Source organism: Streptomyces sp. NPDC058637, from assembly GCF_042717325.1.
Taxonomy (GTDB): Bacteria; Actinomycetota; Actinomycetes; order Streptomycetales; family Streptomycetaceae; genus Streptomyces.
Genome location: NZ_JBHXRD010000004.1, coordinates 29,400 through 55,763, shown reverse-complemented (window position 1 = coordinate 55,763; position 26,364 = coordinate 29,400). Strand labels below are relative to the sequence as shown.

Here is a 26,364-nt window from a genome sequence, read left to right as displayed (position 1 = left end):
CGGGTCGAGCCGCACGGCTGCCGCGCCTACTGCCAGCCGAAGTCGTGGGGATTCGGCCCGTGACCAGGGACATCGGGGCGAGCCGGTGTCTGGGGCGGCGGGCCGGAGGGCTCGTGCGTGGCGGTGACGCCGACGTCCGTCGCCTGGGCGGGCACGACACCGGCGAGAAGGGCGGAGCCGGTCAGCATCAGGGCCGCGAAGGCCAGACAGGAGGAGCGGTGAGCACGGAGCATGTGAGGAGCCCTTCCGACCATCTGTGGGGATCGATGCACAGCATGGTGAGTTTTGTACGGAAGTGACGACACGGTGAAGGTCAGACCGGTGGACCGATGGGGCCATGGCCCTTTTCGTCCAGGGAGCCGTCGGGATCCCGCCCGGACGCCCTTCGCCTCCTGTACGGATCGAGTGCGGCCGCCGTACGGAATCCGCCGCCGCGCCCCGCCCCGGCCCCAGGGGCCCCATGTCCGAAGCGGGGTACCCGTGCCATGATCTGGGACGAGAGGGGCCAGGGGGGCCAAGGGGGGGCGATGCTTGACCGGTTGGGTCTGGACCCGGTGGCGGAGACGGTGTATCGGGCGATGCTCGACCGTCCCGGGACGAGTCCGGAGGAGCACCGTGCACGGCTGGGGCTGACCGCCGGTCAGCTCGACGGGGCCATCGGACTGCTGCGCAGCCTGTCACTGGTCCGCCCGGCGGCGGACGGGGACCCGCAGCGGATGCACGTGGTCGATCCCCGGCTGGGCCTGGAGCTGCTGCTGGCCCGCCAGCGGGCCGAACTCGCGGCGCGCAGGCAGCGGGTGGAGGAGGGCGAGGCCGCGGTGGCCGAGCTGCTCAGCGAGTTCACCCCGGCCCATCCCGTGCCGGGCGAGTCACCGGTGGTCCACCTGGACGGCGTGGACCACGTCCGGGACTACCTGGCCCGGCTGCACGCCGAGGTGGAGGAGGAGATCCTCACGTTCGCCACGGGCGGTGCGCAGACCGAGGAGAACATGCGGGCCTCCCGGCCGCTCAACCAGCAACTGCTGGGCCGTGGTGTCCGGATGCGTACGGTCTATCTCGACAGCATCCGCAATCACGCCCCCACGGTCGCGCACGTCAAGTGGCTGACGTCGATCGGCGGCGAGACGCGCACGGCGCCCTCCCTCAGCACGCGCATGATCATCACCGATCACCGGCTCGCCCTGGTGGCCCTGGACGACCAGGACTCCTCGCTCGGCGCGCTCGTCGTGTCGGGGCGGGGGCTCATCGCGGCCTTGGAAGCCCTGTTCGAAAGCGTGTGGGGGCAGGCCCAGCCGCTCGGCCCGGCCGAGAGGCACGAGGCGTGTTCGCTGACCCGTCAGCAGGACGAGGCCCTGCGGCTGCTGGCGCGGGGATACACGGACGAGGCCATAGCCAAACGTCTGGGTGTCTCCCCGCGCACCGCCCGCCGCATCGCCACCGGCCTGATGGGCGACCTCGAAGCCCGCAGCCGCTTCCAGGCCGGTGTCCACGCGGTGCGGCAGGGCTATCTACCGGCCGGGGGCCCGACGTCCTGAGCGGCGGGTTCGCCCGTGCGCACCGCCGGGAGGTCAGTCGGGCAGGGGGACGCGGATGACGGGGTCGAAGGGGTGCTTGTTGAAGCCGGTGCGCAGATTGCGGCACTCGGGCGCCTTGCACATGAAGAACTCCTCGACGGCCTTGCGGCCCGTGCGGCTCCTGAGCCAGTCCTTCTCGTTGCCGGTGAGTGACCGGTGTTCCTCGTCGGAGCCGCAGGTGTAGCAGTACATCGCGCGAGATGGCATGAAACCTCCTGATACGGCGTACAGGCCGGTCAGGAGCATACGGATATACCGGGCACGCCGGACAGACCCCACCCGCCCGCACACAGGAACGAACCTGTCCACGAACGGGGGAACGGGCCCTCGCGCCCCCCTAATTCGCGTTCGCAACTCCCGCGCACCACGCGGAACTTCGGGGCGACGGGACCCGCGTCAGGCCGTCGGCGAGGCGCGCGGGAACGCGGCGGCGCGGTTCACGCCTCCCGACACCCTGCTCAAGCGCTTGCCGGAAACCACCAGATACCGACAACTGCGCACAGGCCCGGAGATCCAATGCGGAATGCGGCGGGAGCCGGGCGATCCGGCCGCCTGAACTTCACGAGAACTCCAGCGAAATGGCACGTGTGTGGATATCGTGCACCGAGCGAGGGCGCATCCGTCATCCCCTGGATCGACGGATGCGCCCCGTTTGTGGGGATGCAACTGTGGCTGGGGGGTTCATGGGGCATGTCGAAATACCTGAATCGGATATATCCGGGACCGTGGGGTTCGCGGGCGCGCCACGGCCGCGTACCGCCACGGCCCGGAGCCGTCCGGCGACTCCGGAGGAGTTGTGGACGGCCCCGGCCGTGCCGCGCGACCGCGTGGACCGGCCGGGAGCGAAGCGGAAGCCGGGACGGCACCTGCCGCTCCTGGTCCTGACGGACGTACTGGGGCTGGGATTTCCGGCCCTGCTGGTGCTGCGCGCCGGTGACCAGCCGGGGGCACCGATCGCCGCAGCGGTGGCCGCGACGGCCTGGGCCGTCGTGCGCGCCGCGCGCGGCCGGTACGCGGCACGGGACGCCGGACGGGTCCGGGGGAATCCGCTGGGCGACTGGCTGGTGCTCGTAGGGCTGCTCGCCGTGCTCCTGGCCGTGACGGGCGGGTCCCTGGACCCGGCGACCGCCGTCGCGGCCCTGGTGCCCGGTCCGGCCGTGGCGGTGCTCGCCGGGGCGACGGCCCGTCGGCTGTCCGCCCGTCGTGGAGCGGCCCGGCGGGTGCTGGTGGTCGGCGAGGCGGCGGGGCTGGACCGTACGATCGGCCTGCTCAACTCCCGTACGGACCACGCGTACGCGGTGGTGGCGGCGGTTCCGGTGGGACCGGCGGTACCGAACTGCGGGATGCCCGTACCCGGGCGGCTCGCTCCCGAGCGGGCCCACGACGACGTGTCCACCGTGCTCGGCGGGGCCCTCACCCATGACGCGGACCTGGTGCTCCTCGCGCCCGGCCCGCGGCTCGACGACGACCGGCTGCGCCGGCTGTCGTGGGGTCTGCACGACAGCGGGCTCGCGCTCTGCGTCCTCTCGGAGCTGTCGGGGATCGCCGCGGCCCGGGTGCGCCCGACCTCCGTGGCGGGGCTGACGCTGCTGCACGTCGCGCCGCCGCTGCGGCGCGGTGCGCAGGCGGTGCTCAAGGCCGTCGTCGACCGGGGCGGCGCGGCGCTCGGACTGCTGGTGCTCGCGCCGGTGCTCTTCTGCGTCGCACTGGCGGTGCGGCTCACCTCACCCGGGCCCGTCTTCCACCGGCAGACCCGTCACGGGCGCCACAACAGGCCGTTCACCATGTGGAAGTTCCGCACGATGGTGGCCGACGCGGAGTCGCGCAGGGAGCAGCTCTCGGCGGCGAACGAGAGCGAGGGTCCGATGTTCAAGATGCGTCGCGACCCGCGGGTCACCCGGATCGGCCACGCGCTGCGCCGGACGTCCGTCGACGAGCTCCCGCAGCTCCTCAACGTCCTACGGGGTGACATGTCCCTGGTAGGCCCGCGTCCTCCGCTGCCGGAGGAGGTCTCGCGCTACGACGAGCGGGAGCTGCGGCGGCTGGCCGTCAGACCGGGGCTGACCGGCCTGTGGCAGGTCAGCGGGCGTTCGGACCTGTCCTGGCAGGAGACGGTGTCGCTGGACCTCTGGTACGTCGACAACTGGTCGGTGGCCACGGACATGGGCCTCCTCGCCCGTACGGTGCGTGCCGTCACCGACGGCCGCGGGGCGTACTGAGAGCGGTGGGGGAACGCGTGCGGGAAGTCCAGGGCCACCGTGGCCACCGGGCCGGGCGGTCAGCCGCGCGGTGCGAGCTGACCGAGCCACCAGGCGTACGTGCGGGCGATGCCGTCCCGCAGCGGGATCTGCGGCTCGAAGCCGAGGGAGGAGAGGCGGGACACGTCGAGGAGCTTGCGCGGGGTGCCGTCGGGCTTCGAGGTGTCCCAGGCGATGCGCCCCTGATAGGCCGTCACGTCTCGGACCGTCTCGGCGAGTTCCCGGATGGTGAGGTCGTCGCCGCAGCCGATGTTGACCGGCTCGTCGCCGTCGTAGACCGCCAGGAGTCGTGCGCACGCGGTGGCGAGGTCGTCCACGTGCAGGAACTCGCGGCGGGGGCTGCCGGATCCCCACAGCGTGACCTCGGGCGCCCCGTCCCGCTTCGCCTCGTGGAAGCGGCGGATCAGGGCGGGCAGCACGTGCGAGGACTCCAGGTCGAAGTTGTCCCCGGGGCCGTAGAGGTTGGTGGGCATGGCGCTGATGTACGAGGCGCCGTACTGCCGGCGGTAGGACTGGACCTGCACGATCCCGGCGATCTTTGCCAGTGCGTAGGCCTCGTTGGTCGGCTCCAGCGGGCCGGTGAGCAGCGAGTCCTCGCGGATCGGCTGCGGGGCGAGCTTGGGGTAGATGCAGGACGAGCCGAGGAAGAGCAGTCGCTCGGTCCCGGCGGCGTGCGCGCCGGCGATCACGCTGAGCTGGATGCGCAGGTTCTCCTCCAGGAACTGCACCGGGTAGGTGCTGTTGGCCATGATCCCGCCCACCTTGGCGGCGGCCACGACCACGGCGTCCGGGCGGACGTCCCGCAGAAAGGCCCCGGTCGCCTCCGCGTCGCGCAGGTCGAGGTTTTCCCGGCCGCGGGTGATCACCTCGTGCCCGTCGGCGGTGAGACGGCGCACCAGCGCCGAGCCGACGAGACCGCGGTGGCCCGCGACGAATATGCGGGCGCCGGGTCGCAGGAGGGGGCGGGCGGATGCCTGGGAGGGGCCGGGGAGATCAGTCGTCATGGCTCGGATTGTGTCAGCCGTACCGCGCTTCGGTGACCTTTTGCCGCAATGCGCCCAGATCAAGATATTTCGGTGAACCAACCGCCCATCGGGCGACCACAGAAGGGGGGAGTCATGGCAAAAACCGCGTTCATCACGGGCGTGACCGGTCAGGACGGTTCGTACCTGGCGGAGCTGCTGCTGGAGAAGGGGTACACGGTCCACGGCCTGATACGCCGTTCGTCCAGCTTCAACACGGAGCGGATCGACCACATCTACCAGGGGCCCGAGGAAGCGAATCGATCCTTCGTGCTCCATCACGCCGACCTGTCCGACGGCGTCGCCCTCGTGAACCTGCTGCGTGACATACGCCCCGACGAGGTCTACAACCTGGGTGCCCAGTCGCACGTCCGGGTATCCTTCGACGCGCCGCTGTACACCGGCGACGTCACCGGACTCGGCACCATCCGACTCCTGGAAGCGGTTCGCGCCAGCGGCATCGAGACCCGGATCTACCAGGCGTCGTCCTCCGAGATGTTCGGCGCCAACCCGCCCCCGCAGAACGAGAGAACGCCCTTCCACCCGCGCAGTCCGTACAGCGTGGCCAAGGTCTACTCGTACTGGGCCACGGTCAACTACCGTGAGGCGTACGACATGTTCGCCGTCAACGGGATCCTGTTCAACCACGAGTCCCCGCGCCGCGGCGAGACGTTCGTGACGCGCAAGATCACCCGCGGGGTGGCCCGGATCAAGGCGGGACTCCAGGACCGGCTGCACCTGGGCAACCTCGACGCCGTACGGGACTGGGGATACGCCCCCGAGTACGTGGAGGCGATGTGGCGGATGCTCCAGTGCGACACCCCCGACGACTACGTGGTGGCCACCGGCGTGGGGGTCAGCGTCCGGCAGTTCCTCGAGTACGCCTTCGAGCACGCGGGCCTGGACTGGGCGGAGCACGTCCGCTACGACCCGAAGTACGAGCGCCCCAGCGAGGTGGACGCGCTGATCGGTGACGCGTCCAAGGCCGAGGATCTGCTCGGCTGGAAGCCCGACGTGAAGTCCCAGGAGCTGGCCAGGATCATGGTCGACGCGGACATCCGGCTGCTGGCCGACCAGTTGACCGGAGCGGCCGTGCGGGTGGACCGATGAGAGGACCCGGACGTCTCGGACGCACGGGCGGGGGGTTCACCGAGGTCCTCGGCCTCGCGGTGGGAGCGCCGAGCGCTGTCGCCGCTCCCCCGGCCGCCGCACACACCCCGCCGGTCCTCTTCCACGCCGTCAGCATCGACGATGTGGCGCTGTAATCGACCCGTTCCCCACGCGCCCACGCCTCGGTGCGGGCGGCAAGGGCCGGGTTGTAGACCTTCCGCACACACCCGAACGTCCGCGACAGTTCCACAGCCTGCGCATCGACCGGGTGGAAGCGGTACCTGAACGCCCGCTTCACGCGCTTCACCGTCACGCCGACAAACCAGTACGAACACGCATGGTGACCAAAACTGCGAGTCAGGACACTGCGGTCCGCCTTGGCGACGGACCCCAGTTCGACGCCCTGCTCCGCAGGAGCCCGTTTCCTCTCCGCCGTGAACGGCGGAGTATCCATGGAGGAATCAGATGAACGGAAGTACGGGGCGGGGACTCGGGGGACGTGGCCGTGTGCGGGCCGCCTCCGCCGCGCTCTGCCTGTTCGCCGGAGCCCTGTCCGCGACCGCGGCCGGGGCCTCCCCGGCGGTGGCGCTGACACCGCCGGTGGCGCTCACCGCGGACGATCTCACCACCTGGCAGACCAACGGCATCGTCTGGTCGCTGGCCGCCGCGGACAACGGCGTCGTGTACGCCGGCGGCACCTTCTCCACCGTCCGGCCGCCGGACGCGCCGGCCGGCACCTCCGAGCAGCCGGCCGTGAACTTCGCCGCGTTCGACGCGGCGACCGGCGCGCCGACGGGGTGCGACCTGTCGTTCACGATGTCCTCCGGGACCGCCACCGTCCGGGCACTGGCACTGTCGCCCGACGGCCAGACGCTCTACGCGGGCGGACAGTTCGGGGCGGTGAACGGGGAGGGCGTCAGCAATGTCGCGGCCATCGACACGGCGACCTGCACCGTGCGCCAGGACTTCAAGATCTCCGTCTCCGCGACGGTGCGGGCCCTGGACGCCACCGCGGACACCGTCTACCTGGGCGGTGACTTCAACAGCGCGGGCGGCCAGACCAGGAACAAATTCGCCGCCGTCACCGCGTCGGGCGCCGACCTGCTCCCCTGGACGGCCAACGCCGACGAGGTCGCCCGGGCCGTGCAGGTGACGCCCGACGGACAGCACGTGGCGCTCGGCGGTGACTTCTTCACAGTGAACGGCACCACCTCCCACGCGCTGGCCGTGGTCGACGCCACCACGGGGGCGCTGACCAAGAGCTACCCGGGCTTCATCCCGAACACCTCCACGGTGCAGGACCTCACGACGGACGCGACCGGCCTCTACACCGCCAACGAGGGAACCGGCGGCGGGGTCTTCGACGGCCGCATCGCCATCGACCTCGACGACTACCAGCAGCGCTGGCGGGACACCTGCCTGGGCGCCACCCAGGCCGTCCTGGTCCACTCGGGCGTGCTGTACAGCGGAAGCCACGCCCATGACTGCGCCAGCATGGGCGGATTCCCGGACCAGCCGCGCAAGCACCTGCTGGCCCAGTCCGTCGACGACCCGACGCTGCTGCCCTGGTTCCCGGACACGAACGACGGCATCGGTGAGCCCGTCGGACCCCGGGTGATGGCCCAGACCGACAAGGGCGGCCGCCACTACCTGTGGGTCGGCGGGGAGTTCACCACCGTCAACGGCGGGGGGCAGCAGGGTCTGACCCGCTTCGCCGACGGTCCGGACACCGGGGCGCCGTGGGTGCCCAACGTCAGCCTCTCGACGGTCACTCCGGGGCAGATCGACGTGAACTGGCAGACCAGTTTCGACACGGACGACGGGGAGCTGACCTACCGGATCTACAAGGACGGGGCGAGCACACCCGTCCACACCACGACGGGGTACTCGCTCTTCTGGGACCGGCCGCAGCTGAAGTGGACCGACACCGAGGTGGCGGCGGGCGAGACCCACTCCTACCGCATCAGTGTGAGTGACGGCACCAACACCAGTGCCAAGTCCCCCGCCCAGTCGGCGACCGTCGCCGCCACGAAGGAGCCCTACCCGGCCCGGGTGCTGTCCGACGGAGCCCAGCTGTACTGGCGCTACGACGAGGGCACGTCCACCTTCGCGTCCGACACGACGGGCGGGATGAACAACGGCTTCCTGCGCAACGCGCCCGCCTACCGGCAGACCCCGGCCGCCGTCGCCGGTGACTCGACCGCGATCGGCTTCGACGGCGGCAGCGAGTACGCCTACAGCAACAGGCAGCACCCGCAGCCCACCCGGTTCTCCGTGGAGACCTGGATCAAGACCACCACCACCCGGGGCGGCAAGATCATCGGGTTCGGCAACCTGACCATGCAGAACAGCACCCGCTTCGACAAGCACGTGTACATGGCCAACGACGGCCGGCTGGTCTTCGGGGTCCACAGCGGAGGCCGCCGCACCATCACCACGTCCGGCGCCTTCAACGACGGCAACTGGCACCACGTCGTCGCCACCCAGGGCACCGGCGGCATCGCGCTGTACGTCGACGGGCAGCTGCGGGCCGCCAACTTCCTCTACACCACCAACGAGAACTACCCCGGCTACTGGCGGGTCGGCGGGGACAACCTGAACAACTGGGCCAACCGTCCGACCAGCAACTTCTTCGCCGGGCAGATCGACGAGACCGCCGTGTACCCGACCGCGCTGACCTCTTCCCAGATCAGCGCGCACTACGCCCTCAGGACGGGCTGATGAGGCATCCGTTCCTGGCCGGCGCCGTCGTCGCTCTCGCGACGGCGGCGCTGGCCGCCTGCGGCTCGTCCGACGGCGGGAGCGAGAAGGCAGCCGCGGGCGCCAAGCCGTCCACCTCCGCCTCCGCGCCCGCCGTCGCCGGCCCGGCGGCAGAACCCTCCACCTCGTCAGGGCCGGCCGCCCCTGACGGCGGGACGACGAGCGCGGCTCCGAAGGAGCCCGCCTCGGGGATCACCCCGGCCACGGGCTCCTTCACCGAGAAGCAGAAGGAGTACCTGACCGACCGCGTCCCGAAGGGGATGGACCCGGCCGCCGTGCTCCAGACCGGCCAGGAGACCTGCGACCGGCTCCGCTACCTGGTCAGGGCCGACCGGGACATCGCCGTCGGCGCGGTCCTCACCGGCGAGGTGGCCGACGCGAAACCGGCGGTGGCGCACCTCTGCCCCCAGCACCAGGACCTGGTGGACGAGGCGGCGCTGGGTTACGCCGACGGCACGCACACCGGCAGGAAGCTCCGGCCGGGCCGCTACCACGCCCCCTCGCCCACCGAGGACTGCAGCTGGCAGCTGACGGGGGCGAACGGCAAGGCCCTGGTGTCGGGATCCTCCGACACCGGGAAGCGGGTGGAGCTCACCGTCCCCGAGTCCGCCCGCACGTTCACCTCCACAGGCTGCTACGCCTGGTTGCCCGAAGGAGACAACAGTTGAGCAAGCTCCCCGCCAAGCTCCCCATCGCCGTGGCGATCCCCACGAAGAACGAGGGCCTGAACATCGCCGAGGCGGTGAAGTCGGTGCTCGGCCACTTCGAGGCGGTCGTCGTCGTGGACTCCCACAGCACGGACGACACGGCGAAGATCGCCGAGGAGTGCGGGGCCGAGGTGGTCACGTACACCTGGGACGGGGGCCATCCGCGCAAGAAGCAGTGGTGCCTGGAGAACGTCCGCACGGACCTGGACTGGATCCTGCTGCTGGACGGCGACGAGCGGCTGAGTCCGGGGCTCCTGGCCGAGCTGCGGCAGGTCTTCGCCGACCCGGCCGGTGACAGGCCGGCCGCGTACGACATCCCGCTGGGCTACTGGTTCTCGGGCAAGCGGCTGCGGCACGGCTACACCATCCGCAAGCGGTCGCTGACGGACCGCACCCGCTGCCACTACCCGGAGGTCGGTGACCTGGCCGCGCCCGGGATCGGGGAGGTCGAGGGGCACTACCAGCCGGTGGCGGCGACGGCCGGCTCGCTGCGGAACCCCATCGAGCACCAGGACCTGGACCCGGTCACCGCCTGGTTCGAGCGGCACAACCGCTACTCGGACTGGGAGGCCTGGCTGGAGCACCACCCCGAGGTCAAGGAGCAGGTGCGGAAGGTCAAGTCCCGTCAGGGGCAGCTCTTCCACAAGGCGCCGTTCAAGCCGCTGGTGTCCTTCGCCTACATGTACGTCTACCGGCGGGGCTTCCTGGACGGGCGGGCCGGTCTGGACTTCGCGCTGGCGATGAGTTTCTACCGCTGGCAGATCGCGCTGAAGTCCCGCGAGAAGCCCGTACGTTGACAGGCCAAGACCTCACCCTCGCCTCCGGCGGACCACGTCCTCGTAGGTCCGCCGGAGGGTGGCGGTGACGGCCTCGATGGTGAACTGGTCGTTGACCAGCTGCCAGGCGGCCTTGCCCGCCTGCTCGGCGGCCTCCGGCTCCAGGAGTTCAAGGATCGCGCCGGCGACCTTACGGGCGTTGGCCGCGTCCTCGCCGACCCGGCTGTCGATGACCCGGCCCGCACCGGCCCCCGACACATCGGGGCCTTGCCCGCAGGTGCGGGTGATGACGACCGGAGTGCCGACCGACATCGCCTCCAGGACCGAGACAGGGAACGGCTCCTCGATCGCCGGCAGCACGTATACGTCGGCCTCGCGCCCGGCGGCGAGGACCTCGTCGTGCTCCAGCGGGCCCACGTGGTCGAGGGAGTCCGTGACGCCCAGCTTCCGGGCGAGGGCGAGGGTGCCGGCCAGCGCGCCGGTGTCCGGGCCGGCCAGCACGAAGCGGGCGTCCGGGTGGCGGGCGAGGACGTGCGGCATCGCGGCGATGAAGTCCTCGGGCCGCTTGCGCTCCTGGATGCGGGCGAGGTACAGCACGGTCGGCGGGCGGCCGGGGTCGCGGGAGGGCTTGCGCTCCTGCGGGCGGACACCGTTGACCAGCCGTACGGTACGGGTGAGCGGTACGGGAGCTGCGACGGCGTTCACGTCGACCCGCTCCATCTCGGTGAGGTGCAGGACGGCGTCGGCCTCGCGCAGCACCTTGCGGACCCCGAGGACGTCGGTGAGCTGGGCGACCTTCTTCTCGGTGGGGTCGATCATGCCGTGGGTCTGGACGACCAGGGGTGTGCGGGTCGCGAGCGCGAGGAGCGCCGCCGGCAGGGTCACCAGGTCCCGCATCAGATGGACGTGTACGAGGTCGGCGCCGCGCATCATGCGGCGTGCGGTGCGCAGCAACGCGGCGGAGGTGATGCCACTGACCTCGAACATCGGGAGCAGGTGCCGTGCCTGGAAGAGATGAACGGGAACTCCCTCCACCTGGCTTGGGAGTTCGCCGTCGGGGAAGCCGTCGCCGAGGGCCATGACGCGTGCGTCGTCGCCGTTCGCCCGCTGGACCTTGGAGAGGTTGAACGCCACCCGGGTCGGCCCGCCGAAGGCGTGGTCCGGGGTGTGGAGCGTGACAACGTGCAGGACTTTCACCAGAGTTCCCCTCGACTGCGGCCAATAATTCACAGGGTAGTCATCGAGCCCCCTCACGTGGGCCGATTCGTTAGAGTGTTCAGCGGTTCACTGATCCCGGGGGGGCGCATGACGTCGGTGCACACATCGGCGCAGGAGGAGGCCGCCCGCGCGGTCGCGCGTCCGGAGTGGGCACGGGCCCGGGGCAGCGTCCCGGAGCCGCCCGAGCGGCCGATCGCCTGGTCGATGCTGTCGCGGGCCCTGTCCGTGCCGCTCATCCTCGGCCTGGTGTGCTTCCTGCCCGCGGTGATCGCCGCCCAGCCCGGCAGCGGTGTCCGGGACACCGCGTACTGGCTCCAGTTGGTGCTGACCTGCTATGCGGGGGCCCGGCTGGCGACGATGATCCTCTCCACCCGGCGGCGGCTGCTCCAGGGCGTCTTCTGGATGTTCGTGTACATCGCGATGGGCGTGGCGCCGTTCGCCCAGGTGGTGATCGGGCAGACACCGACGCCGATGGTGGGACCGCGCCAGGACCTGGTCACGGCCATCGCGATGGTCCTGGTGGGCTGTGCCGCCTTCGACCTGGGGGCGCTGCTGGCCTCGCGGCGCCCGCTGCGGCGCCGTACGCCCTCCACGCGGAGCCCGGGCGGAGGACCGGCCGTGGCGCATCCGCTGCGGCTGCGACTGCTGGTGCTGCTGGCGTTCGCAGCGAGCGCGTTCTACGTGGTGAAGCTGGGCGGGCCCTCGGTCTTCTTCTCCAGCCGGCAGGAGATCAACGAGACCGTCGCGGCGAGCGGGGTGGTCTCGGAAGGCTCCAATGTCGGCTCGGCGTTCGTCAAGGGCTTCGGCCAGGTCCCGGCGCTGCTGGCGCTGCTCTTCTACACCCGCCGTCTGGCAACCTCCTACCGGGCCCGACGCTCCCCGTCGACGGTGCTGGTGTGGGTGGCGCTGGTGGCTCTGAACCTTGTGGTGAACAACCCTGTCTCCAACGCCCGTTACTGGTTCCTGACGGCGCTGATGGCCTTCGTGTTCACCGCGTTCCCGAGCAGTGCGGCGATCTACCGCATCGTGCTGGCGACGGGGGTGGTGGGGGCACTGGTGGTGTTCCCGTACGCCGACAAGTTCCGGTACGACGACGAAGGACAGCGGCCCGCGCAGTCGGCCTCGGTCTTCGAGCCGCTGGTGACCAAGGACTACGACCAGATGGTGATGTTCGCCAACAGCATCTCGTGGGTCGACACACGGGGCCACACCTACGGCCGCCAGCTGACGGGCTCCGCTCTGTTCTTCGTGCCGCGCGCGGTGTGGAGCGGGAAACCGGAGGACACCGGGGTCCGGGTCGGGCAGTGGATGGGGCTGCGAATGACCAACCTCTCGGCCCCGTTGTGGACCGAGTTCTGGGTCGACTTCGGCGCCTCCGGGGTGATCGGCGGGCTCGCACCGATCGGTTACGCGGTGGCGCGCACCGACCGCCGGTACGCGCTGGCCGTCACCCGGGCGGGGCCCGGCCCCGGGAGTGTGCTGGCCATCGCCGCGCCGCTGATCGCCGGATACACCTTCATCCTGCTGCGCGGCCCGCTCCTGCAGGCGGCGGGGAAGCTGGCCATCGCCGCGCTGTGTCTGCTGCTGATCAGCACGTTCAAGGAGCAGAGGGCAGCGCGTCAGCGGTGACGGCCTCGTCGGGCGCCGGCTTCCGGCGTCGGATCCGGGCCACCCTGGTCCAGGTGGCGGCGGCCTTGCAGAGCGAGCCGAGGCACAGCCCCCAGGCGGCCCCCGGGACGCCTCCGAGGGCGTAGCCCCCCGCCATGAACGCCACGGCGGTGAGCGAGAAGACCACCTGGATGCTCAGCGTCGTACGCGGATCCAGCATCCGCAGGGCCAGCAGTCCGCAGGTGCCGACGGCCATCGCCGCGTACTGGCTGCCGGTCGCGGGGAGCAGGGCCGCCGCCGTGGGCCAGGTGTCGCCGAGCAGTTGCCGGCCCGCCGCGTCGGGCAGCAGGGCCAGCACGGTGGCCCAGGCCGCGGCGGTCGCGGCCAGCATGACGGCGAGTGCGGCGGTGGCGCGTACCCGGCGGCGTTCACCGTCGAGCCGGCGAAGGAGCGGGGGGCCGAAGCCGGTGGCGGAGGTGTAGAGGACGTTGAGCGGCCCGAAGAGCGTGGTCGCCCCCCGCAGCGCGCCGACCACCAGGGGGTTGCCGACGGCGCCGAGCCCCAGCACGGACAGCTGGCTGGTGGCGTTGCCCACGCCGAACTCCACGACGAAGCGCCGGCCGAGGTGCCCGCGCTTGAGCAGAACCCGCATCCGCAGGGGTGTTCCGGCCGCCCGGCGGTGCAGCAGGACGGCGGACAGGAGCAGGGCGGGCAGCGCGGACAGCCCCCAGACGAGGACGAGCCTCGCCGCCGCGGTCCCGTACGGCTGCACGGCCAGTGCCCCCAGGACGCACGCCAGCCGCAGGGTGTCGCCGGCCAGCGCCGCGTGCGGCAGGTGGAGCGTGGAGAAGGCGTACCGCATGGCGTCCTGGCCGAGGACCACCGGCAGTACGAGTCCCAGCACGACCAGGGCGCGGGACGTGTCGCCGGGGAGGAACAGGCACACCGCGGCGAGCGGGACGCCGACGGCCGCGGCGGCGAGCACCGTGAACAGGACCGCCGACCGGCACGCCCCTGCGGTCTCCTCGTCGCCGCCGCGCCGCAGCACCAGCGGCTGCCCGGTGTACGCGCCAGAGACGCCGAGCAGCACGGTGAAGACGAGGTAGACCGCCGAGAAGCGGGCGAAGTCGGCCACGGTGGAGAGCCGGGCCGCCGCCACCAGGACCAGGATGTTGGTCAGCGCGGCCACGCCCTGGTCCGCGACCGAGCAGACGATCGCGGTGCGTGCCCTCACCGGCGCCCGGCGGGGCTGCCGAACGGGAAGCGCAGTCCGAGCGTCTCGGTGGGGTCGCCGGTGGTCTCCGGCCCTTCCGTTCCGTCGGACGGGGAGGCCGCGTCGGAGTCCTCGGTGGAGGCGGGGGCTCCGGGGCCCGGGCCGCCGCGCCGCCTGGCGCCGGACTTCTTGCGCGCCCGGCGCTCCTTGAGCGCGAGCCGGCTGCGGCCCGGCTGGAGGAGTGCCCCGAGCACGGAACCGCCGGACGCGCCGATGACCTCGCGGATGCGTTCCAGGTCGCTGCGGTGCACCTCGCGCAGGTCGCAGACGATGACGACCCCCTCCACCCGGTCGACCAGGGCCACGGCGTCCGCGTACGACAGGACGGGCGGGGCCAGCACGATGACGACGGTTCCCGGCCGGTCGCCCTCGGCGACGATCCGGCCGACGGGTGCGGAGGTCAGGGCGCGGGGCACGTTGTCGACGGGCCGGCCGGCGATCAGGGTGAAGGCGCCGGAGCCCGGTACGTCGACCGTGGAGCGGCTGCCCGAGGGCCAGCTGCCGTCCTCGTCCTCGGTGGTGGCCCAGCGGGGCCGGGCCTCGCGCGCCGCCCGGCCCAGCTCGGCGGCCAGCGACGGCGTCCGCAGGTCGGCCTCGACGAGCAGGACCTCGCGGCCCATCTCGGCGAAGGCGGCGGCGAGGTTGGAGGCGGCCGCTGCCGCCGCCGCGTTGTCGCCGCGCGGTGCCGTGACCAGCAGGCGGCGGCTGTCGGCGAACGCCGGGTCGTAGGCGAGCCGGAAGGCGACCGCCCGGTACTCCTCGGCGAGCCTGCTGCCGCCGCGTCCGATGGCGAGGATCTCCCGCGCGGCACCCCGCTCCCGGGGCAGTGTGCCGAGCAGTGGGGCGCCCAGCGAGCGGACCAGCTCGCGGGTGGAGCGCACGGCCGGGTCGAAGACGAGCCGCACCCAGGACAGCAGCAGCCCGAGGGCGAGGCCCACCACGCCGCCCAGTCCCAGCAACAGGGGCAGGCCGGCGCCGGTGGGCACGGTGGGTTCGACGGGCTTCTTGTTCAGGTAGCCGGGGGTGGTGTCGAGCGCGTTCAGCTCCACGATCTTCCGGTTGAGCTCGGAGATGGCTACGACGATGTTGGCCCGCGCGCTGTCCGTGTCCTCGGCACCGGTCCCGCCCGTCTGCTCCTCCAGCTGGTCGCGTTGCTCGACGAGCGGCTTCAGCTGGGCCCGGTAGCCCTTGGCCATGTTGTCGATGCTGCCCTCGGTGCGCTGTCTGCGTATCTGGAGGTAGGCGTTGGCCAGCGCGCCCGCCCGGGTCTTCGCCAGGGCGGGGGTGCCGGCGGTGTAGGAGAAGCGCAGGGTCAGGGTGTTGGGCGGGTTGGTGACCTGGAGGCCGGAGAGGAGCTCGCCCGCGTCGACGGGGTCGCCCTTGGAGGCCAGGGTGCGGGCGGCCAGGGTGCCCACGGTGTCGCTGACGGCGGTCTGCCGCTCGGAGCCGATGTTGATGCCCTTGTCCGCGGACGCGCCGGTGGCGAAGGGGTCGGCCGTCGCCGAGCGGACCTGCACCTCACCGGTGGCGGTGTAGGTGTCCTCACCGCTCAGGGCGAGGAAGCCGCCGCCCAGCAGGCCGACGACGACGCCCCCGGCGAGGAGCGCGCGGTAACGCAGGAGCTGGCGGAACTGGTCCCGCAGCAGCGCCGGTTCGTCCTGTTCGTCCAGGGTGCGGATCGGATGCGTCATCGGCGTGCTCTCCCTTGTGCGTCCCCGAGGACCTCGGCGAGCAGGGCGTCGAAGCGGGCGAGGCCCGCCTCCCGGCTCAGGTGGTGTGCGACGTACCGGGGCCCCTGCGCGCCCAGGGCGTCCGCCGCGTCCGGGTCCTGGGCGAACTTCCGTACGGCGGCGAGGAGTGCGGCCGGGTCCTCGGGAGCGACGAGGACTCCCGCACCGGAGCGGCGCACCTCGTCGGCGGTGCCGCCCTCGTCGGCCACCGAGGCGACGACGGGGCGGCCCGAGACGAAGTAGGAGGTGAGCTTGGACGGCACGCTCATGTCGAGCACGGAGGCCCGCTGGGTCACCGCGAGCACATCGGCGGCGGCGAGCACGTCGGTGAACTCGTCCGCGCCGGCGGGCGGCAGGAAGTCGACGTTGGGCAGTTCCCCGGCGCGCTCGCGCAGCCCGGCACGCTGGTTGCCGTCGCCCATCAGCACGACACGGATGTCCGGGGCCAGCCGGGCCAGATCGACCAGCACGTCGAGCCCCTGCTTGAGGCCCATGTTCCCGGAGTGCAGGAGCACCGGGGTGCCCTCGCGCCAGCCGAGGCGGGCCCGGGTGGCGGCCCGGTCACCCGAAGGGTTCTGCACATGCGTCCAGTTGGGGACGAGGCGGATGCGCCCGGGGTCCACGCCCAGGGCGGTGACCCCCGGCACGAAGCTCTCGTGGATCACCCCGACGACCGCGGCGCCGCGCAGCGCGTACCGCTCGGCCGCCGCCGCGACCGACGCCGCCCTGTCCCCGCCGCGGATACCGCTCTGCGCGGCGGCGGCCCCCATCAGGTCCTGGACGACGGGTATGTGGGGGACGCGGTGACGGCGGGCGATACGGGCGGCGATGACGCCGCCCGCGAGACTCGGCATCTGGGAGACCACGACGTCGGGCCGTCCCGGCGGCGGGGCCAGTGTTCCGTGGGCGAGCACGGACGCCTCGAACGCGGCCCTGCGCAGGGCGCTCTGCCGGGGCGGCACGTAGTGGCGCCGCCGGTGCACGCTCACACCCTCGCGGACCTCGTGCTTCCGCCACACGCCCCGGTACGGCTCGTCGACGCGCCAGGCCGGGTAGTGCGGCATACCGGCCAGGACCTGGGTCCTGGCGCCCGATGCCGCCCAGTGCTCGGCGAGCTGGGTGGCGTACGGGCCGATGCCCGTCAACTCGGGGGCGTAGTTGGTGGAGACAACGAGAATTCTGCGGTTCTCGAACGGTTGGTGATGCTCAGCAGCGGACATCGGACGATCGCCTTCCCCCCGGAACAGCCTCCCCTTGAGCTTATCCGTTCACGCGTTGCACAAGTGTTCTTCACAGTAAGGTCGTCGGACCAGTTCCACCGTGGGGGGAGAGAACGGATGGTGCAGCACAGGGTCGGTTACGCACCGGGGGTGTACGACCTTTTCCACGTCGGCCACCTGAACATTCTGCGGCACGCCCGCAGCCAGTGCGACTACCTGGTGGCCGGGGTCGTCTCCGACGAGATGGCCGCGCTCGCCAAGGGGCACAGACCGGTGATCCCGCTGACCGAACGTCTGGAGATCGTGCGGAGCGTGCGTTTCGTGGACGCCGCGTTCGTGGAGACCGTTCCGGACAAGGTCGAGACATGGCAGCAGGTGCGCTTCGACGTCATCTTCAAGGGTGACGACTGGCGGGGCACCGAGAAGGGGAAACGACTGGAGCGCGACTTCGCCGAAGTGGGCGTGGAGGTCGTCTACTTCCCGTACACGGTGCACACGTCCAGCACCCAGCTGCGCCGGGCACTGGACGTGCTCGTCAGCCGGCCCGGAGCGCTTTCAGCTCCCTGAACCACTTGGCCAGGAAGGCCACGAGGAACAGGGCGTGCACGGCGGCGAACAGGGCGTATCCGGCACGGAAGGCGCCGGGTGCGCCGAGCAGCAGGAAGACCAGGCAGAACACCCCGTAGTCCGCGGGCAGCAACGCCACGGCCCGCACCCGGGACACCGGGGCCGTGGCGCCGCCGCCGGACGTGGACGCCGTGCGGGCCGCGGCCTTGCCCAGCTGCTCCCGCAGCAGGCCGGCGCAGAAGGTCAGCACGGCGGTGAACAGGAAGCCGAGCGGCAGCAACAGCCACTCGTCCGACGGCAGTTCGGCGAAGCGGTAGAAGGAGACCAGCACGGCGGTGTGGACGAGGATCATCTTGGCGCAGTCCACGACGTGGTCGAGCCATTCGCCGTCCGGACCGCCCCGTCCTGTCAGCCGGGCGAGCTGCCCGTCCGCCGAGTCGAAGGCGAAGCCGACGGCCAGAGCGGCGTAGACGGCGGCGCCGAGCCACCATGACGGCTCGGCGAGCGCCACCGCGGCGAGCGCGGAGAAGGTGAACGCCGCGCTGACCAGAGTGACCTGATTGGGTGTCAGGCCGACTCGGTAGGCCCCCGCCGCCAGCAGGCGTCCGGCCGGCCGGTTCACGTACCGCGAGTAGAGCGAGACACCCTTGGACGACTTCTGTGCGCCGCGCAGTTCGCGCAGCACCGTACTTGTGCTTTCCATACGCCCCCCAGCGCCCGGCTGAACTGTCCGCTGCATCATGGCAGACGTACGGGGACGGGCAGGGGCGGTCCGTCCCCTCCGGCGGCATGACCTGGCAGGTAATCGACGTGCCGCCGGCCCCGGGACAGGCTGTTCACGACGCCGCGGAACACCGTGGCCGCGGACACCGGACTTCCGGGAGGAACAGATCATGACCGTTCACGAGGACGCCGTCCTGCGCTACTTCGCCGCGTGGAACACGGACACCGCCGAGGAGCGTACGAAGGCGGTGGCCGCCGCCTTCACCGAGGACGCCACGTACACCGATCCGCTGGCCGAGGTGCGGGGCCACGAGGGGCTGGCCGCGGTGATCGGCGGGGCCCGGGAGCAGTTCCCCGGCTTCGACTTCGTCCCCACCGGTACGCCGGACGCGCACCACGGTCTGGCCCGCTTCACCTGGGACCTGGTCTCCCGGGCCGACGGCTCGGCCCCGGTGGCAGGGTTCGATGTGATCACCCTGGCCGGGGACGGCCGGATCAGCTCGGTGAGCGGGTTCCTGGACCGGCTGCCGGGCGCCTGAGCGGGGTCAGTCCTGTCCCGGGCGCGGTTCGGGTCCGGGCTCGGTGAGCTGTTCGTCGAGGTCGTCGAAGAGCAGTTCGCTGTGCCCGATCTGACCGGTCCGGTAGGCCGACCGGGCCACCAGGTGGGACGCCACCGGGCCGGTCAGCAGCTGGAAGAAGCCGATGAGGGCCAGCGTCGCGAGGTCCATGCCGCCGCGCAGCCGCAGCGCGACCCCGGCCAGTACGAGCAGCAGGCCGAGGGTCTGCGGCTTGGTCGCGGCGTGGCTGCGGGACAGGACGTCGGGCAGCCGCAGCATGCCGATCGCCCCGAGCAGACAGATCACCGCACCGGCGAACACCAGGGCCGCACCGGCCGTGTCGCTGATCTGCAGCAGGACGTTCATCGCGGCTCGTCCTTCCCTGCGGGGTTCCGCCGCGACAGCGGCCGGTCGCGTACGGCGATGAAGCGGGCGATGCCCACCGACCCGGTGAAGCCGAGGAACGCGAGGACCAGCATGACCGGGAAGTAGAAGGAGTCCAGCGCGATCGCCGACTTGGCGCCGAGCCCGGCGATGATCAGCGCGGCGCAGACGTCCAGGGCGATCGCCCGGTCCAGCATGGAGGGGCCGCGCCAGATCCGGACGAGCAGCAGCGCCCCGGCGACGACGAGGACCACCACGGCGGCGGTCAGCAGCACACGGTCGACGGTGTCGGGGCCGCTCATGAGACCTCCCCCTGTTCGCCGGGCGGCCCGGTCGGGGGCGGTGGCGCGGACACCCGGTCGATCTCGTCCCTGGTTCCGAACGCCCGCACCGTCAGGGCCTCCAGCCGCCAGACGGAACGCCGGGCGGCGTCCAGCACCTCCGGCCTGTCCGCGTCGAGCACGTGCAGGAAGACCGTGCCGGTGGCCCTGCGCACCTCGATGACGGAGCCGCCGGGCACGCTGGACACGGCGACGGCGGTGGCGGCGAGCATCAGGTCGCTGCGGCAGCGCAGTGGTACGCCGATGACGGCGGGCCGGTGCGGACGTCCGGCGAAGATCTGCCGGGTGACCTGCACGCCCGAGGTGTACATGTCGTAGAGCAGGTATCCGGCGAGGACGATGATGCCCCACGGGTGCAGCCGCAGCCCGAGGTCGACCTTGGGCAGCGGGAACGCCAGGCAGACGGCCACCGCGACGACCACGCCGGTGACGACGTTGGCCCAGGTCAGGGTGGACCAGAGCAGCACCCAGATCAGGGTGAGCCAGGCGATCAGCGGCAGGTCCAGAACGCGTCCCCGGCGGCCGGGGAGGGCGAAGCTGAACGGGGGCAGGCCGGGGTCGCGGGAGGACAGGGTGAAAAAGCGCCTCACGGGCCGAGCACCTCCTCCACATAGGGGGTCCGCGCGATGAGTTCGGCGGCCGAGCGGTCGGTGTAGGCGGCCAGCGGTCCCGCCAGCACGGTGAAGGCGAGGCCGAGCGCCACGGCGCCCGCGGTGGCGGCGGTCATCGCGCGGGGCGGCCTGGTCGTGGTGGTGACGGCCCGTCCGTGCAGGGTGGCGGCGACGGCCTGCCCGGCCGGACCGGGGACGCCGAGGACAGGTTCGTCGCCGGTGCCGGGAATGCGGTCGGGGCCGGTGTCGACGTCGTCCTCGCTCTCGTCGGCGGACTCCAGGACGGTGCCGAAGGCGGCCTGGTCGGGGGGTTCGGCGCGCCAGAAGGCCAGGTTCCAGACCTTGGCCATCACGTACAGGGTGAGCAGGCTGGTCACGGCCGCTCCGGCGACGAGGATCCAGGCCCAGACGCCGCCGTCGGCGACACCGGCGCGCATGAGGCCGAGTTTGCCGATGAAGCCCGAGAGCGGCGGGATCCCGGCGAGGTTCATCGCGGGGACGAAGAAGAGGACCGCGAGGAGCGGGGCGGCCCTGGCCAGTCCGCCGAGCCGGGTGAGCTCGTTGGTGCCGCCCCGGCGTTCCATGAGGCCGGCGACGAGGAAGAGGGTGGTCTGGACGGTGATGTGGTGCGCGACGTAGAAGATGGCGCCGCCGTACGCGTCGCGGGTGGCGAGGCCGATCCCGAAGACCATGTAGCCGATGTGGCTGATGAGGGTGAAGGAAAGCAGGCGTTTCAGGTCGGTCTGCGCGACCGCGCCGAGGATGCCCACGACCATCGAGGCGAGCGCGGCGGCCATCAGCAGGTCACCGAGCCGGTTGCCGGGGAAGAACAGGGTCTCCGTGCGCAGCATGCAGTAGATGCCGACCTTGGTCAGCAGGCCGGCGAAGACCGCGGTGACGGGTGCGGGAGCGGTCGGGTAGGAGTCGGGGAGCCAGGCGGCGAGGGGGAAGACCGCGGCCTTGATCGCGAAGACGGTGAGCAGCATCGCCTGGATCAGGGTCTGTACGCCGAGCGGGAGTTCGGGAAGCCTGACCGCCAGCTGGGCGAAGTTGGCGGTGCCCGTCGCGGCGTACGTCATGGCGATGGCGGTCAGGAACAGCATCGAGGAGAACAGCGAGATGATCACGTAGGTGGAGCCGGCCCGGATCCGGGGGCCGGTGCCGCCGAGCGTGAGCAGGACGAAGCTGGCGACCAGCATGATCTCGAAGCCGACGTAGAGGTTCACGAGGTCGCCCGCGAGGAAGGTGCAGGACACCCCGGCGACCAGGATGAGGTAGGCGGGGTGGAACACCGCGACCGGTGTCTCCTTGTCCCGGTCGGCCATGCCCTGGCCGAGCGAGTAGACCAGCACGGCGAGGGTGACGGCCGAGGAGACGGTCAGCATGAGCCCGGACAGCCGGTCGGCGACCAGGGTGATGCCCAGGGGCGGGGCGAAGTCGCCCAGGTGCACGGACAGCGGGCCTTCCCGGTCGGCCACGATCATGAGGGCGACCGAGAGTCCGAGTACGGCGGTGAGCACGGCGACGCTGATGACGCGCTGGAATCGGGCGAGCCGGGTGCCGAAGGCGAGGCTCAGTCCGGTGGCGCAGAGCGGCAGCAGCACCGGCAGCGGGACGAGGGCGTTCATCCGGCGTCTCCTCGGTCGGGGTCCTGGCCATGGGTACCGGGTGCGGCGCCGCCCGGGTAGTCCTCCGGGTCGGCGCCCAGCACGTCGTGCCACAGGTTGCCGGAGGCGTCACGGCCCCGGGCCTGGAGTGCGCGGTCGGCGTGCAGCCGGGCGCGCAGCCGGCGGCGTTCCTCGCGGTAGCGGGTCCGTTCCTCCGGTGTCCGGTCGGACTCGGTCCGGTAGCGCTCGCGCAGTTCGGCCCACTCCCCCAGGACCTCGGTCCGCAGCACGACGCGCCGGTCCTCCAGGTCGTCGTGGACCTCGTCCGTGCCGGTCAGCTGGTGGCTGCGGTAGGCCATGGCCAGCAGGAACGCGGTGGTGGCGAGGGTGATGACCATGGCGGTCAGCGCGATGGCCTGCGGCAGCGGGTCGGTGACCCGTCGCAGCGGTACGCCGTAGAGGAGCGGTGCCGCTCCGGCGGATCCGGTCGCGGACAGCACCAGCAGGTTGATGCCGTTGCCCGCGATCACCGCACCGAGCAGGATGCGGGTGAGCGGCCGGGTGAGCATGAGGGTGCCGCCGACCGCGCAGAGGACCACGGCGGTGGCGAGGAGCGAGACGCTGACCGTCATCGGCCGGTGCCTCCCGTCCCGGGAGCGGGGTCGAGTGCGCCCGCCGCGCGTTCGATCTGCCGGTCGATCTTGGCTCCCAGCGCCCGGACGATGTCCAGGACCACGCCGAGGACCAGCAGGTAGACGCCGAAGTCGAAGAGGACCGGCGTCGCCAGGTGGTACTCGCCGAACACGGGCAGCCACCCGTGGTAGGTCCACGCGTGGAGGACCGTGCCCTCCGCGAGGCCGAGGAGGGCGACCCCGGTGGACAGGAAGAGGCCGAGTCCGGTGAAGAGGCCGGGCTGCAGCGGGGCGGCCTCGGCGAGTTCGAACCGGCCGCCCGCCAGGTAGCGGGTGATGAAGGCGAGTCCGGCGACGAGTCCGCCGACGAAGCCGCCGCCCGGCATGTTCTCCGCGCAGAACAGGAGGTACAGGGAGAGGACGAGGATCGGGTGGAAGACCAGCCGGGCCACCACCTCGAAGACCACGGAGCGGTGTTCGGGCGCGAGGGTCGAACCGGCGGCCAGCCAGTCGCGCTCGGGGGCGGTGTCGTCGCCCTGCGGCAGTCCGGTCAGCCGGTGGCCGGTCATCGACCAGGCGGTGGCGCCGCGCAGTTCCTCCCGGATCATGGGTCCTTCGCTGCGGCGGTGCAGATAGACGAGGCTGGTCACACCGATCGCGGCGGCGGCGAGGACGGCGGACTCCCCCATGGTGTCCCAGGCGCGCAGGTCGACGAGGATGGTGGCCACGACGTCCTTCAGCCCATGGTGGGCGACCTCCTCGACCATGGCCGCGCCGGCCGGTGCGGCGACACGTGAGGCGCCCGCCACCCAGACGACCACGCCGAGCGTCGCCGCGGCGCCGAGCGCCACCGGGACGCGGATCGCGCGCCGCCAGGGGCTGACCGACTCCTGGAAGTGCACCGGCATCCGGCGCAGCACCAGGACGAACACGATCATCGAAACGGTCTCCACGCAGAACTGGGTGAGTGCCAGATCGGGGGCGCCCTGCACGACGAAGAGCAGCGCGGCTCCGTACCCGGTGAGTCCCGCGAGGACGACGGCCTTCATCCGGCGGCTGACGGTCAGGCAGAGCAGGGCCGCCGCGCAGGTCAACACGGCCACGGCGGCCTGGAGCGGGGTGTCCCACGCCCGGGGGGCGACCGCTCCTTCCCAGGGGCGGTCGGTGACCAGGACCGCCAGTTGTCCGGCCAGCATCACCAGCAGGGTGGTGGCCAGGTAGACGGACAGGGAGCCGCGCTGGACGAATCCGGTGATCTGGAGGGCGATGCGTTCCAGGCCGAGCAGGAGGTGACCGAAGACGCTGTCGGCGGTCGGCCAGGCGATCCGCCGGGAGATCCGGGTGACGGTGGTGCGTCCGGCGAAGAGCGCGGCGCCGCCCGCCCAGGTGAGGGCGGACAGCAGCAGGACCGTTCCGAAGCCGTGCCAGAGCGCCAGGTGGTACGGGTGGGCGGGCGCGGGGAAGGCGTCGGCGTACGCGGCGAACAGCCGGTCGGTCCACCCGATTCCGGGGCCGAGGACCAGTCCGGCCACGGCGAGGAGCGCGGGCGGGGCCAGGAAGGCGGCACCGACACGGCGCACGGGGGTGTCGGCGACCCCGGGCTTGCGGGAGAACGCGCCCCACACGAAGCGGAAGGTGTACGCGACGGTCAGCACGGAGCCGACGACGGTGGCGGCGAGCACCCAGCGGTCCACGGCGTCGCCGTGCTGCAGCGCGTGGAAGGCGGCCTCCTTCGCGGCGAAGCCGAGGAGCGGCGGCAGCGCGGCCATGGAGGCCGCGGCGAGCAGGGTGACCGTGCAGAGGTACGGCGCCGCGCGGCCGACGCCGGAGAGTCTGCGCAGGTCACGGGTACCCGTCGCACGGTCGACGATGCCGGTGACGAGGAACAGCGCGGCCTTGAACAGGGCGTGACCCAGGATCATCGCGGCGGCGGCGAGTGCGGCGTCCCGGGTGCCGGCCCCGGCGAGGACGACGAGGAAGCCGAGCTGGCTGACGGTGCCGTAGGCGAGGACGAGCTTCAGGTCGTGGAGGCGCAGCGCCCGCCAGCCGCCGAGCAGCATGGTCGCGGCGCCGAGCACGAGGACGACGGGCCGCCAGACGGGGACGTCGGCGAAGGCGGGGGCGAGCCGCGCCACCAGGTAGACACCGGCCTTGACCATGGCCGCGGCGTGCAGATAGGCGCTGACGGGGGTGGGTGCGGCCATGGCGTTCGGGAGCCAGAGGCTGAACGGCCAGATCGCCGACTTCGACAGCGCCCCGCACAGGACGAGGACGACGGCCACCGACACGGCGAGGGTGGGCTCCGGCGGGTCGGCGACGATCGCGGAGATCCGGTAGGTGCCGGACGCCTGACCGATGATCAGGAAGCCGACCAGCATGGCGAGGCCGCCGAGTGTGGTGACGGTGAGGGCCTGGAGGGCGGAGCGGCGGTTCTGTTTGCGTTCGCTGGCGTGGCCGATGAGGAGGTAGGAGAAGACCGTGGTCAGTTCCCAGAACACGTAGAGGGAGATGAGGTCGTCGGCGAGGACGAGCGCGAGCATCGCGCCGGCGAAGGCCAGCAGGTTCCCGGCGAACGAGGCCAGTCGGGGGGAGTCGTCGGTGAAGTAGGAGGCGCAGTACAGCAGGACGAGCGTGCCCACGCCTGCCGCGAGCAGCACCATCAGCTCGGCGAGCGCGTCCAGTCGCAGGCCCACCCAGACGTCGTACGCCGGGATCCACTCCCAGGCCTGGTCGACCGAGCGCCCTGCCGCCGTGGTGCCCCATTGCGTCGCCGCCCAGACGGTGGCCGCCGCGGGGGGCAGCGCGAGCACGACGAAGGCGTGCCTGCCGAACCGCCGCACCAGCGGACGCGCGCAGGCCGCCAGGACGAAGTGGCAGACGATGAGCGCGATCACGAGGGGGCATCCGGAACAAAGGGCACCGAATACAGATATATCGCCCGACTCCGTTCACCCGTCCGGCGCGCCGCGCGGCCACCCGGCCGCTGCTTCCCGCCGGTCCGGTCCCGCGTGGCACCCGGCCGCTGCTTCCCGCCGGTCCTGGCACCGGGCGACTGCTTCCCGCCGGTCGGGACGCGCCGGGCGCCCGGCCTCCGCTCCTCCGCCCGTTCAGACGTGGCGGGCGCACGCTCCACTGTGATCACAGAACGGCGCGTTCCCCGTCAGTCCGCAGCCACACACCATCACCCGGGTCTCCTGCCGCGGATTTTCCGGGGTGGCCACCTCCAGGTCCCCGCGCACATGGACGACCCCGTCGGCGTGCAGGGAGACGTGCGTCGGCACGTCGGGGACCTCGTCGGGCATCCCGTCGGTGCGGTGGTAGCCGAGCGCCCCGCTCGGGCAGCGGTGGATGACGTCGTCGGCCGAGGCGTGCCGGGGCCTGATCCAGGGCCTGCGTCCGGCCTGGAAGACGCCCGGCAGCCCGTGGACGCACTCCGCGGCGTGCAGACAGCGGTGCGCGTCGTAGCTGACGGTGATGCCGTCACCCTCGTACGACCTGGTCGCGGGGGGGGGCGGGGGCGGTTCGCTGGTCACCACGGTCCTTCCCGGTACGGGCCGGTGTCCGACACCTGCGTGCGGGAACCCGCGTGCGGGACACCCACCCTCCAGGCTCACCCCGGAGCAGGTGGGCCGCTACTCGGGCGGATCGACCGGCCCGGTACGTCACGGGGAACGGTGAGGGAACTG

General features: G+C 71.9%; 25 protein-coding genes and 1 pseudogene. 10 read left to right on the top strand and 16 right to left on the bottom strand.

Annotation, left to right across the window (positions count from 1 at the left end):
* Positions 1-26: 26 nt before the first annotated feature.
* Positions 27-233, bottom strand: coding sequence for a hypothetical protein (locus ACFWVP_RS05295; RefSeq protein WP_384493756.1), 207 nt, complete (start codon positions 231-233; stop codon positions 27-29).
* 294 nt (positions 234-527) lie between these two features.
* Here ACFWVP_RS05295 and ACFWVP_RS05290 point away from each other — a divergent pair, with 294 nt between their 5' ends.
* On the top strand, positions 528-1,535 hold the full coding sequence (locus ACFWVP_RS05290) for a helix-turn-helix domain-containing protein (protein WP_384493754.1): 1,008 nt from the start codon (positions 528-530) through the stop codon (positions 1,533-1,535).
* A gap of 33 nt (positions 1,536-1,568) precedes the next feature.
* On the opposite strand, the gene ACFWVP_RS05285 is transcribed toward ACFWVP_RS05290, so the two are convergent.
* Positions 1,569-1,781, bottom strand: coding sequence for a hypothetical protein (locus ACFWVP_RS05285; protein WP_384493753.1), 213 nt, complete (start codon positions 1,779-1,781; stop codon positions 1,569-1,571).
* Positions 1,782-2,257: 476 nt separating this feature from the next.
* Between ACFWVP_RS05285 and ACFWVP_RS05280 the strand changes: the two genes are divergently transcribed.
* Positions 2,258-3,793 (top strand): sugar transferase, encoded by a 1,536-nt coding sequence (locus ACFWVP_RS05280; RefSeq protein ID WP_384493751.1) that lies wholly within the window; start codon positions 2,258-2,260, stop codon positions 3,791-3,793.
* A gap of 59 nt (positions 3,794-3,852) precedes the next feature.
* Here ACFWVP_RS05280 and ACFWVP_RS05275 read toward each other — a convergent pair whose 3' ends face one another.
* Entirely contained in the window at positions 3,853-4,836 is a 984-nt protein-coding gene (locus ACFWVP_RS05275; protein WP_384493750.1) for a GDP-L-fucose synthase family protein, read from the bottom strand.
* 114 nt (positions 4,837-4,950) lie between these two features.
* On the opposite strand from ACFWVP_RS05275, the gene gmd reads away from it, so the two are divergent.
* Entirely contained in the window at positions 4,951-5,964 is a 1,014-nt protein-coding gene (gmd, locus tag ACFWVP_RS05270; protein ID WP_384493749.1) for a GDP-mannose 4,6-dehydratase, read from the top strand.
* A complete protein-coding gene (locus tag ACFWVP_RS05265) occupies positions 5,961-6,119 on the top strand; it encodes a hypothetical protein (protein ID WP_384494011.1) in 159 nt (52 codons plus the stop codon). Before gmd ends, ACFWVP_RS05265 begins: the two co-directional genes overlap by 4 nt.
* Here ACFWVP_RS05265 and ACFWVP_RS05260 read toward each other — a convergent pair.
* Positions 6,077-6,262, bottom strand: a pseudogene (locus ACFWVP_RS05260) (helix-turn-helix domain-containing protein); the annotation flags it as partial. The gene ACFWVP_RS05265 and the pseudogene ACFWVP_RS05260 sit on opposite strands and share 43 nt — an antisense overlap.
* A gap of 167 nt (positions 6,263-6,429) precedes the next feature.
* Between ACFWVP_RS05260 and ACFWVP_RS05255 the strand changes: the two are divergent.
* The 3 genes from ACFWVP_RS05255 to ACFWVP_RS05245 are packed head-to-tail and all read left to right on the top strand — an operon-like array spanning position 6,430 to position 10,228.
* Positions 6,430-8,685 (top strand): LamG domain-containing protein, encoded by a 2,256-nt coding sequence (locus ACFWVP_RS05255; RefSeq protein ID WP_384493747.1) that lies wholly within the window; start codon positions 6,430-6,432, stop codon positions 8,683-8,685.
* Positions 8,685-9,392: a hypothetical protein gene (locus ACFWVP_RS05250; RefSeq protein WP_384493745.1), complete on the top strand. Its 708-nt coding sequence runs from the start codon at positions 8,685-8,687 to the stop codon at positions 9,390-9,392. Before ACFWVP_RS05255 ends, ACFWVP_RS05250 begins: the two co-directional genes overlap by 1 nt.
* Entirely contained in the window at positions 9,389-10,228 is an 840-nt protein-coding gene (locus ACFWVP_RS05245) for a glycosyltransferase family 2 protein (RefSeq protein ID WP_384493744.1), read from the top strand. The genes ACFWVP_RS05250 and ACFWVP_RS05245 overlap by 4 nt, the downstream gene beginning before the upstream one ends.
* 12 nt (positions 10,229-10,240) lie before the next feature.
* Here ACFWVP_RS05245 and ACFWVP_RS05240 read toward each other — a convergent pair whose 3' ends face one another.
* Entirely contained in the window at positions 10,241-11,404 is a 1,164-nt protein-coding gene (locus ACFWVP_RS05240) for a glycosyltransferase (RefSeq protein WP_384493743.1), read from the bottom strand.
* 108 nt (positions 11,405-11,512) lie between these two features.
* On the opposite strand from ACFWVP_RS05240, the gene ACFWVP_RS05235 reads away from it, so the two are divergent.
* Entirely contained in the window at positions 11,513-13,054 is a 1,542-nt protein-coding gene (locus ACFWVP_RS05235) for a hypothetical protein (protein ID WP_384493741.1), read from the top strand.
* Here the strand turns inward: ACFWVP_RS05235 and ACFWVP_RS05230 are convergent.
* Genes ACFWVP_RS05230 through ACFWVP_RS05220 form a run of 3 tightly spaced genes read right to left on the bottom strand, consistent with a single transcriptional unit; the run spans position 13,023 to position 17,256 of the window.
* Positions 13,023-14,267 (bottom strand): hypothetical protein, encoded by a 1,245-nt coding sequence (locus ACFWVP_RS05230; protein ID WP_384493739.1) that lies wholly within the window; start codon positions 14,265-14,267, stop codon positions 13,023-13,025. The two genes, ACFWVP_RS05235 and ACFWVP_RS05230, sit on opposite strands and share 32 nt — an antisense overlap.
* Positions 14,264-15,997 carry a lipopolysaccharide biosynthesis protein gene (locus tag ACFWVP_RS05225; RefSeq protein ID WP_384493737.1) on the bottom strand — a complete coding sequence of 578 codons (1,734 nt, stop codon included), beginning with the start codon at positions 15,995-15,997 and terminating at the stop codon, positions 14,264-14,266. Before ACFWVP_RS05225 ends, ACFWVP_RS05230 begins: the two co-directional genes overlap by 4 nt.
* On the bottom strand, positions 15,994-17,256 hold the full coding sequence (locus ACFWVP_RS05220) for a glycosyltransferase (protein ID WP_384493735.1): 1,263 nt from the start codon (positions 17,254-17,256) through the stop codon (positions 15,994-15,996). Before ACFWVP_RS05220 ends, ACFWVP_RS05225 begins: the two co-directional genes overlap by 4 nt.
* Positions 17,257-17,373: 117 nt before the next feature.
* Here ACFWVP_RS05220 and ACFWVP_RS05215 point away from each other — a divergent pair, with 117 nt between their 5' ends.
* Positions 17,374-17,823 carry an adenylyltransferase/cytidyltransferase family protein gene (locus ACFWVP_RS05215; RefSeq protein WP_384493733.1) on the top strand — a complete coding sequence of 150 codons (450 nt, stop codon included), beginning with the start codon at positions 17,374-17,376 and terminating at the stop codon, positions 17,821-17,823.
* Here the strand turns inward: ACFWVP_RS05215 and ACFWVP_RS05210 are convergent.
* Positions 17,792-18,526, bottom strand: a complete 735-nt coding sequence (locus ACFWVP_RS05210; RefSeq protein ID WP_384493732.1) for a CDP-alcohol phosphatidyltransferase family protein — start codon at positions 18,524-18,526, stop codon at positions 17,792-17,794. The two genes, ACFWVP_RS05215 and ACFWVP_RS05210, sit on opposite strands and share 32 nt — an antisense overlap.
* A 190-nt stretch (positions 18,527-18,716) precedes the next feature.
* Here ACFWVP_RS05210 and ACFWVP_RS05205 point away from each other — a divergent pair, with 190 nt between their 5' ends.
* The gene (locus ACFWVP_RS05205) at positions 18,717-19,085 is read left to right on the top strand and encodes a nuclear transport factor 2 family protein (protein WP_384493731.1); all 369 of its coding nucleotides are present in this window, start codon (positions 18,717-18,719) and stop codon (positions 19,083-19,085) included.
* 6 nt (positions 19,086-19,091) lie between these two features.
* On the opposite strand, the gene mnhG is transcribed toward ACFWVP_RS05205, so the two are convergent.
* The 7 genes from mnhG to ACFWVP_RS05170 all read right to left on the bottom strand — a co-directional run bounded on the left by mnhG (position 19,092) and on the right by ACFWVP_RS05170 (position 26,211).
* Positions 19,092-19,469 (bottom strand): monovalent cation/H(+) antiporter subunit G, encoded by a 378-nt coding sequence (mnhG, locus tag ACFWVP_RS05200; protein WP_384493729.1) that lies wholly within the window; start codon positions 19,467-19,469, stop codon positions 19,092-19,094.
* Positions 19,466-19,789, bottom strand: a complete 324-nt coding sequence (locus tag ACFWVP_RS05195) for a monovalent cation/H+ antiporter complex subunit F (RefSeq protein WP_384493727.1) — start codon at positions 19,787-19,789, stop codon at positions 19,466-19,468. Before ACFWVP_RS05195 ends, mnhG begins: the two co-directional genes overlap by 4 nt.
* Positions 19,786-20,418 carry a Na+/H+ antiporter subunit E gene (locus ACFWVP_RS05190; RefSeq protein ID WP_384493726.1) on the bottom strand — a complete coding sequence of 211 codons (633 nt, stop codon included), beginning with the start codon at positions 20,416-20,418 and terminating at the stop codon, positions 19,786-19,788. The genes ACFWVP_RS05195 and ACFWVP_RS05190 overlap by 4 nt, the downstream gene beginning before the upstream one ends.
* A complete protein-coding gene (locus ACFWVP_RS05185; protein WP_384493724.1) occupies positions 20,415-22,067 on the bottom strand; it encodes a Na+/H+ antiporter subunit D in 1,653 nt (550 codons plus the stop codon). Before ACFWVP_RS05185 ends, ACFWVP_RS05190 begins: the two co-directional genes overlap by 4 nt.
* On the bottom strand, positions 22,064-22,678 hold the full coding sequence (locus ACFWVP_RS05180) for a Na(+)/H(+) antiporter subunit C (protein ID WP_384493723.1): 615 nt from the start codon (positions 22,676-22,678) through the stop codon (positions 22,064-22,066). The genes ACFWVP_RS05185 and ACFWVP_RS05180 overlap by 4 nt, the downstream gene beginning before the upstream one ends.
* Positions 22,675-25,572, bottom strand: a complete 2,898-nt coding sequence (locus ACFWVP_RS05175; protein ID WP_384493722.1) for a Na+/H+ antiporter subunit A — start codon at positions 25,570-25,572, stop codon at positions 22,675-22,677. The genes ACFWVP_RS05180 and ACFWVP_RS05175 overlap by 4 nt, the downstream gene beginning before the upstream one ends.
* A gap of 213 nt (positions 25,573-25,785) precedes the next feature.
* Positions 25,786-26,211, bottom strand: a complete 426-nt coding sequence (locus tag ACFWVP_RS05170; protein ID WP_384493720.1) for a (4Fe-4S)-binding protein — start codon at positions 26,209-26,211, stop codon at positions 25,786-25,788.
* Positions 26,212-26,364 lie beyond the last annotated feature (153 nt).